8 protein-coding genes are annotated in these 7382 nt (G+C 56.2%); 3 read left to right on the top strand and 5 right to left on the bottom strand.

Features of this window, described 5'->3' with window-relative positions; translation table 11 throughout:
- The first annotated feature begins 176 nt into the window (after nt 1-176).
- Both Q7O77_RS12185 and nth read left to right on the top strand, forming a co-directional pair.
- Nucleotides 177-1196: an RnfABCDGE type electron transport complex subunit D gene (locus Q7O77_RS12185; protein ID WP_304167602.1), complete on the top strand. Its 1020-nt coding sequence runs from the start codon at nt 177-179 to the stop codon at nt 1194-1196.
- 150 nt (nt 1197-1346) lie between these two features.
- Nucleotides 1347-1982, top strand: coding sequence for an endonuclease III (gene nth, locus Q7O77_RS12180; RefSeq protein ID WP_304167599.1), 636 nt, complete (start codon nt 1347-1349; stop codon nt 1980-1982).
- 57 nt (nt 1983-2039) lie between these two features.
- On the opposite strand, the gene cysB is transcribed toward nth, so the two are convergent.
- On the bottom strand, nt 2040-3014 hold the full coding sequence (gene cysB, locus Q7O77_RS12175) for an HTH-type transcriptional regulator CysB (protein ID WP_304167598.1): 975 nt from the start codon (nt 3012-3014) through the stop codon (nt 2040-2042).
- 438 nt (nt 3015-3452) lie between these two features.
- Here cysB and Q7O77_RS12170 point away from each other — a divergent pair, with 438 nt between their 5' ends.
- The gene (locus Q7O77_RS12170) at nt 3453-3632 is read left to right on the top strand and encodes a hypothetical protein (protein WP_304167595.1); all 180 of its coding nucleotides are present in this window, start codon (nt 3453-3455) and stop codon (nt 3630-3632) included.
- Nucleotides 3633-4012: 380 nt separating this feature from the next.
- On the opposite strand, the gene Q7O77_RS12165 is transcribed toward Q7O77_RS12170, so the two are convergent.
- The 4 genes from Q7O77_RS12165 to sctC all read right to left on the bottom strand — a co-directional run.
- A complete protein-coding gene (locus Q7O77_RS12165; protein ID WP_304167592.1) occupies nt 4013-5002 on the bottom strand; it encodes a type III secretion protein HrpN in 990 nt (329 codons plus the stop codon).
- Nucleotides 5003-5162: 160 nt separating this feature from the next.
- Nucleotides 5163-5534 (bottom strand): hypothetical protein, encoded by a 372-nt coding sequence (locus Q7O77_RS12160; RefSeq protein WP_304167589.1) that lies wholly within the window; start codon nt 5532-5534, stop codon nt 5163-5165.
- Nucleotides 5531-5716 (bottom strand): HrpT family type III secretion system protein, encoded by a 186-nt coding sequence (gene hrpT, locus Q7O77_RS12155; protein ID WP_304167586.1) that lies wholly within the window; start codon nt 5714-5716, stop codon nt 5531-5533. The genes Q7O77_RS12160 and hrpT overlap by 4 nt, the downstream gene beginning before the upstream one ends.
- Before the next feature lie 18 nt (nt 5717-5734).
- Nucleotides 5735-7382: type III secretion system outer membrane ring subunit SctC (gene sctC, locus Q7O77_RS12150; RefSeq protein WP_304167583.1), on the bottom strand; the 1648-nt coding region annotated here is incomplete at its 5' end.

The raw sequence follows: 7382 nt of genomic DNA, 5'->3' as shown, positions 1-7382 counted from the left end.
CTGATGCCTCAACGGCCAAAGCGGTAAATGTCGATACGCCATCGACGGAAAATACCGAGTCAGAGCACGATCCGCGCAAAGCCGCCGTGGCTGCCGCTATCGCACGCGTCAAAGCACGCAAAGCGGCACAGGCGTTACAGGGATCTCAAATAGAACCACAGTCTCACGAGGAATAAATGGTTTTCAGAATTGCGAGCGCGCCGTTATTGCATCAACGGCAGACGACGTCCGGCATCATGCGATGGGTGATATTGGCCTGCATTCCGGGTATTGCCGTACAGAGTTATTTTTTTGGCTACGGCAACCTCCTGCAAATACTGCTGGCGCTAGTGACTGCGCGGGTGATTGAACCCGTGACATTGTCACTTAAAAGGCGTCCAGTCTCGGCAACGCCTAAAGACAATTCGGGGCTTTTAACCGCGGTATTGATCGGCATCATCCTGCCACCGCTGGCGCCCTGGTGGTGGGTCGTCTTTGCCACGGCGGTTGCCGTCAGCGTAAAACAGCTCTCCGGCGGTTTGGGCCATAATCGCCTAAACCCGGCCATGATGGGCTATGGCCTACTCATGCTGGCGTTTCCCGCCACAATGATTCACGGTCTGGCGCCGAGTGAGCCGCACGATATCATCAGCGCGCTACAGACCATATTTACCGGTCTTCACGCGTTGACCCCATCAGTATTCACCCTGTCACATTCTGTCGCGTTCAATACCCAGGCTGACGTATTCGCGGCGGGAACGCCCCTCGCTGCGCAGTTTGCCCCCACCGCCTTCAACGTTTTTTCCGCGTCCATGCAGGGCGTTGGGATCAATCTGGCCTTTATGGTTGGCGGCCTGATATTGCTGGCCCGAGGTATTATTCGCTGGCAGATTCCCGTCAGTTTTTTGCTGGCGCTGTCGATCTGCGCACTGGTTGGCCGACAGCTTCAACCGGACGTCTGTGCCCCGCTGCCGCAGCATCTCTTCTCTGGATTTACGCTGCTGGCCGCTTTTTTCATCGTCACCGACCCCGTGACTTCGCCAACGACGGGAAAAGGACGTCTCTTGTTCGGCGCGCTGACCGGTGCATTGGTTTGGGCTATCCGAACCTATGGGGGATATCCGGAAGGGATAGCCTTTGCCGTACTATTGGCGAATCTGGCCGTTCCAGTGATAGATCGCCTAACGCAACCACGGATATCGTCGCATTCCAGGTGAACGTTATAATACTGGCGCTGAACGACAGGCTCGCCGTCAGAGATATCGTCGTGGATACGACGCCCCTCACGGCGGATCAACGAGGTTTTTCTGGGCGATCCCCAGTACATACGCCATTTCGGTCTCTGAATAAGGCTCGACTGCATCATCATGAATAAAGAAAAACGACTGGCCATACTGACGCGATTACGGGACAACAATCCGGAACCGAGGACGGAGCTTCACTACACCTCCCCCTTTGAGCTGTTGATCGCCGTGCTGCTCTCAGCGCAGGCAACCGATGTCAGCGTCAATAAAGCGACCGCCAAGCTTTATCCGGTCGCCAATACGCCGGAAGCCATGCTGGCGCTGGGTGTGGATGGCGTGAAAAGTTATATCAAGACGATTGGATTGTTTAACAGCAAGGCGGAGAACGTGATCAAAACCTGCCGGATGCTGATTGAACATCATCAGGGACAGGTGCCTGAAAATCGGGCCGCGTTGGAAGCGCTCCCCGGCGTCGGCAGAAAGACGGCTAATGTCGTGCTGAATACGGCATTTGGCTGGCCGACTATCGCCGTCGACACGCATATTTTTCGCGTGAGCAACCGTACCGGTTTTGCGCCCGGAAAAACGGTGGAGCAAGTAGAGGAGAAACTGCTGAAAGTGGTGCCAGCGGAATTTAAGGTGGACTGCCACCACTGGCTGATACTGCACGGACGTTATACCTGTATCGCCCGCAAGCCGCGCTGCGGTTCGTGCCTGATCGAAGATCTCTGCGAGTTTAAAGACAAGGTCGACGTCTGAAGGATTATCGTGACGGCCAAAGCTTAAAATGCTTTGGCCGTCACGAATAGCGCGCCGTTATTTGACGGGCAGCACGACGTCTTTAAACATCGCTTCGATTTCCTCATTTGACCGCAGCGCGATAGCGGTATCAACCACATCACGCGTCAAATGAGGGGCAAAGCGCTGAATGAAGTCGTACATGTAGCTGCGCAGGAATGTACTGCGTCGAAAGCCGATTTTCGTGGTGCTGTAGCTGAAGATGTCGTCGGCATTGAGCTTGACCAGATCGGGGTCCGCCTGCGGATCAACCGCCATATTTGCGATAACACCCACCCCTAATCCCAACCGTACATAGGTTTTGATGACGTCGGCATCGGTGGCGGTGAAAACGATCCGCGGTGTCAGGCCCGCGCGGTTAAACGCCGTGTCCAGCTCTGAACGTCCCGTAAACCCGAAGGTGTACGTCACAATCGGATAAGCCGCCAGCTCTTCAATGGTGATATTGCTTTTCGACGCCAGCGGATGATCGGGTTTGACCACCACGGCGCGGTTCCAGTGATAGCAAGGCAACATGATCAGATCTTCATACAAATGCAGCGCCTCGGTGGCGATGGCGAAGTCAGCCGAGCCCTTGGCCACCGCTTCCGCGATTTGCGTGGGCGAGCCTTGATGCATATGTAAAGACACGCGCGGATAGCGATCGATAAAGCCTTTGATCACCTCTGGCAACGCGTAACGCGCCTGCGTATGCGTTGTGGCGATGTACAGCGAGCCCTTATCCGGATAGGTATGCTCACCGGCGACCGCTTTGATGGCTTCGACCTTGGACAGCACTTCGCGGGCGATACGAATAATCTCCTGCCCGGCAGGTGTCACCTGTGTTAAATGCTTACCGCTGCGTGCAAAAATCTGAATCCCCAACTCATCTTCCAGCATCCGGACCTGTTTACTGATACCCGGCTGGGAGGTGTAAAGGCCTTCCGCTGTAGAGGATACGTTCAGGTTGTGATTAACAACTTCAACAATATAACGAAGCTGTTGCAATTTCATAATTTATCCCATTCTAAATTGAATAGTGCGCACGACATCTTATGTTTGGACGTTTATTGCAATGACAGACTAGTACATCAACTACAACGGCATAAATCCCCGCCATATAAATGCAATTTAATCATAAGCACATTTTTTATATAACTTATTTTTTACTTTGTTCGGAAAAAGTCGACTTATCAACGCAATTTTACCTTATGCCATGTTTTCCGGCTTCATGTAGATTACGCACCTCCCTCGCAAATCCAAAAAAAACCGACGCTTTTTTGACCTTGCACAGTTTTTGGCATGGTGAAAAACGAGGTACGGACCGTGTTTTACCTCCGGTCCCGTGAGGAAAAGGGGTCAGGAAAAGAAGAAACTCCGTCAAGCGAGGAGACAATACTCTGAGGCTTTTGTAAAATGTTAATGCCGCGTAAACAAATCAACGAATAACTGATGAAAAAATATAAACGACTCCGTCGAATCGCCCTCATTATCTTGCTGTTGCTGATCTATTTTAATCGCGACACCCTTAATCCATTTAAACCCGACTGTTCAGCAAAAAATCCGCAGGCTTCTCAGTTAGAAGCCTGTAAAAAACCAATCAAGGAAGTCGCGCCGGGATTTGAAATCTAACAACCACGCGCCTCATCGCGATTAGGGCGAAAACACGGTGAATAGAGATAGGCGAGCCTCAGCCGCGGCCCCTCGCTCTCTGGCGAATCACCTCAATGCTCTTGCCAAAAAACGAAGCTCCTCAGGAATAAATCCTGTCTCCAGCCTAACTCGCGTGGGATATCGATGGCGCATCAATGAATGAGACACCCAACGAGTGCCGCATGAAAAACCCCGGCAGCGCCGGGGTGAATGACAGCCTTGCCTGAAGGACTGCGCCGCGGCATGCCGTTGCCCTCAGCACCTGCATCGCCGTGCTTTTATCTCTCGTCTCGACCACAACACAACGACGTGATATCGGGACACATGCATGTCCGGTGCTGACGCGTACCCAAGCGCGGTTAGGCGGCCAGCTTCGCCAGTGAGAGATTAGAGATCTTCTCTCCGGCGACCGCCGCGTCGATACCCAACAGGGAACCGCCCGCGCCGCGCAGGTTCAGATTGCTGTTGCCGCTATCGCCTCCCAGCGCGCTTTTCACCATGCCAACGGCCTGTTTAAATTTATCCATACTTTCACTGGTCATCCCATCGTCGTCCGGCTTGCTCAACGCCTGCGCCCAGCTTTTGTCGTCTTGTACCGGCGACGACGCGTTATCCTTCTGGTACTCCGGCTTGCCAAAAATTTCAGGATATTGATCCATCAGTTGCCCGATGACCTTGGCCGTGCCGCGATCCTCTTTGTTAACGAAGTTGCGATCTACGCCATCCCGATGGGTATCGATATTATTCAGCGCCTGTAAACCGGCGCTTTTGCCCACGCCAGAACCGACGGCGTTCCCCAGCTGGTTGAAGTCCGACGTACTGCTCAGCCCCTGAAGACCGTTTCCCCCCAGAGAGAGCGATGACGGCGTACTCGTGCTGCTGCCTGCGTTATTCCCCAGCAGCAGCGTCAACGCATCTTTCACCCCTTGGCTATAGGCATCTCGGTTGCCTTCGGTCGCCTGACTGTCGCTCAGCAGCGATCCGCTATTGCTGCCGGACTGGCTGAGGGAGTTGACCGTATCGCTACCGAGCAGATTCTCCAGCGCCTTGGAAAACAGCTTATCGATAGCATCCGAATCCTGAGTATCGACGGGTGACTGCACACCTTTCGTGCCTGTGCCGCTGTTCTGTGAACCGCTCTGCGTCGCGTCTGACTGGCCTTGGTTGGCAAACATCAGGGATGTCAGCAGATCGGTCAGTTTATCAATAATGCTACTCAGCTGATCGGCGCTGGCACTGCTGCTGCCCTGCGTTCCCGTTCCGCCGGACAGAGACTGATAGCCTTCAACACCCGAGGCTTGAGATCCGAAATCCGCGCCGGGAGTGGTCTTGATTGAGATTTGAATCATGCTATTTCCTTATCCATTTGATGAGTCGTGGCGATGTCCTGCTATGACGTACGCAACGTCGCGTCATAACGCCAGTACCTACGGCGAACGCCTGTCCGGTACTGCTAAATGAGTGACTTCAGTCCTTGAACAGTTCCTTACCGTGATGATTTCATCGCGATCAATCCGATCTATTCACTTCCTCCCACTCCACACCCGCCAGTTGAAACAGCGCACGCACCACCTGCGGATATTCCACCGCCGGTTGCCAGAGCAACCACCCAATCGTCAGCACATTCGTTTCCCGCAGGAAAATGTGTGCGCCTTCGGTTTCGTCGTCCCGGTCATAGCGGCGTCCCAGAATCTGCCGCAACTGCCCGGGGTATTGCCTGCCCGGCTGGATCGAAAGCTCCAGCGCCCAGCCCCCGCTCTCACCGTATTGAAACCGCAGTTCTATTCCGGACTGCGGCTGCCAGCGGGTCGGCTGCTGACGGTTCATCGCGGCAATAAACGCCGCGCCGCTCTCAACGTCGGTTAACGTGCTGTCCGTCATGGCAGGGCGACCTGGGTAGAATCGGCAATACCGGTTCGCAGGTCTGGCTGCCACCAAATCACCAGTTGATGGTTTTCGGGCTGCGGACGGCAGGACACGTCCGCACACCGCGCCGGCGGCGTTTTAGCCACACAGGCGCTCAGCAACAGCGCAAAACAGAACAAGAACAGCTTGGAATACATGCTTTTCTCCTTAAAGCATTAGGGTTGGATCAGAGAAGGACGCGTCGGCGCGGTTGAACGGGCGGGCAGCAGCGCCAGATAGATTTCCGTCGACTGTCCCGGCGCCAGCGTGGTTCTTGGCCAGGCGGCAACCGCCAGCGTACGGCGACCGCCGCAGGTCGCCTCGTCAAAACGCAGTGGCTGGCGTCCGTAATTTTTCACCACGCCCACCGCCAGCGTGACCGCCTCATTGCTGTACCACTGGTGGCGGCCGCTTTCGTAGACCAGACCGCGCGCGCTTTGGCAGATCTCGTTGAGGCGGCTGCCGACGCTATCGGCATGAAATCCGGCGGGCGTTTGACCGCTGGCTAGATCGCGCAGTGCGTTCTCCACCATGCCGTAGAGATCGGTTTTGCTGTTGCGCTGCGTGACACGGCCCATCGCTTCCTGTAGCTGGCGGCGGTTATCCTGGGAAACGTAGCGGGTCGGATCGTTTTGATCGCCGATGAGATGCGGCGTGAGGATGAACAGCCGCTCGCGTCGGGACACCTCATGTCTCCGGGAGGTGAACAGCTTGCCGATCCACGGGATATCGCCCAACAGCGGGATGCGCCGGTCCCGGTCGCCGCTCTCCTCGACGTGAAAACCGCCCAGCACCAGCGCGCGATTTTCGCCAATTAGCGCCTGTGTGCTGACCGTCCCGCGCTTCACACCCGCAGCATTGCCTTCCGCGTTAGTCTCCAACTGACCGTCCTCGATATCGATCACCAGTTGGATACTGCTCTGATCGCCTTTACCGATGACCCGCGGCGTTACCTGCAGGCTGGTGCCCGCCGTGACCGGTTGGATATCGGCCACCCTTTCGCCAGTCGCGGTAATGAATGCGGTACGGCTGAAGTCCACAACCGCTGGCTGATTTTCGAGCGTCAACACCGACGGGTTTCCCACGATAGAAGCCGTGCCTTCCCCCTCCAGAGCCTGAATATCGGCGAAGAACCGTTTGAAATCGCTGACGAACAGCGTGCTGGAGCCGGACATTAGGCTGGCGCCGCCGGTGACCGATCCCAGTTTTCCCTGCCAGTTGGCTTCCAGCCGCGATAGCGCCGTGCGGTCGACGTCAAGGATCACCGCATCGATATTGACCAGATTTTGTGGCACATCGATGCTGTCGATGAGCTGTTGATACTCTGCGCGCCGTTTCTCGTCATCCCTGACCAGCAACGCGTTATTACGCACGTCGGCAGACACCTTACCCTCCAGCGTCGATTTACCGTCACGACTGCGGGGAGGCGTGCGCGTGGCCCAGCGCGTCAGCATGTTGCGGGCCTCGCCCTCCAGCGCTTTGTTGGCATCACCGCCCCCCGATCCGCCGCCCGCGGCGGCGTTGGTGGCAGCCGTGGCGCCAGCGGGCGGGTCACGATGGCCATCCATCAACTCGTTCAGGATGGTGGCGACGCCCGGGATCACCAGCGTCTGGTCGCGATAATGGATGGTGCGGTCAGACACGGCGGCGAAGCGCAGGGGAAAATTCATCACCTTGTGGCGCTCCTCCCGACTTTCGCGCTTACGGGCGAAACTGCTGACCAGATTGACGTACTCCTGAGGCCCCGTGACCAGCACCACGCCCTCCTCCGGCAGCTCTCCCCAGCCGAAGTGCGGATCGAGCAGGCCGATACCGGTCAACGCC

Source organism: Lonsdalea britannica (assembly GCF_946477055.1).
Classification (GTDB): Bacteria; Pseudomonadota; Gammaproteobacteria; order Enterobacterales; family Enterobacteriaceae; genus Lonsdalea; species Lonsdalea britannica_A.
This window is presented reverse-complemented; position numbering and strand designations above follow the sequence as displayed.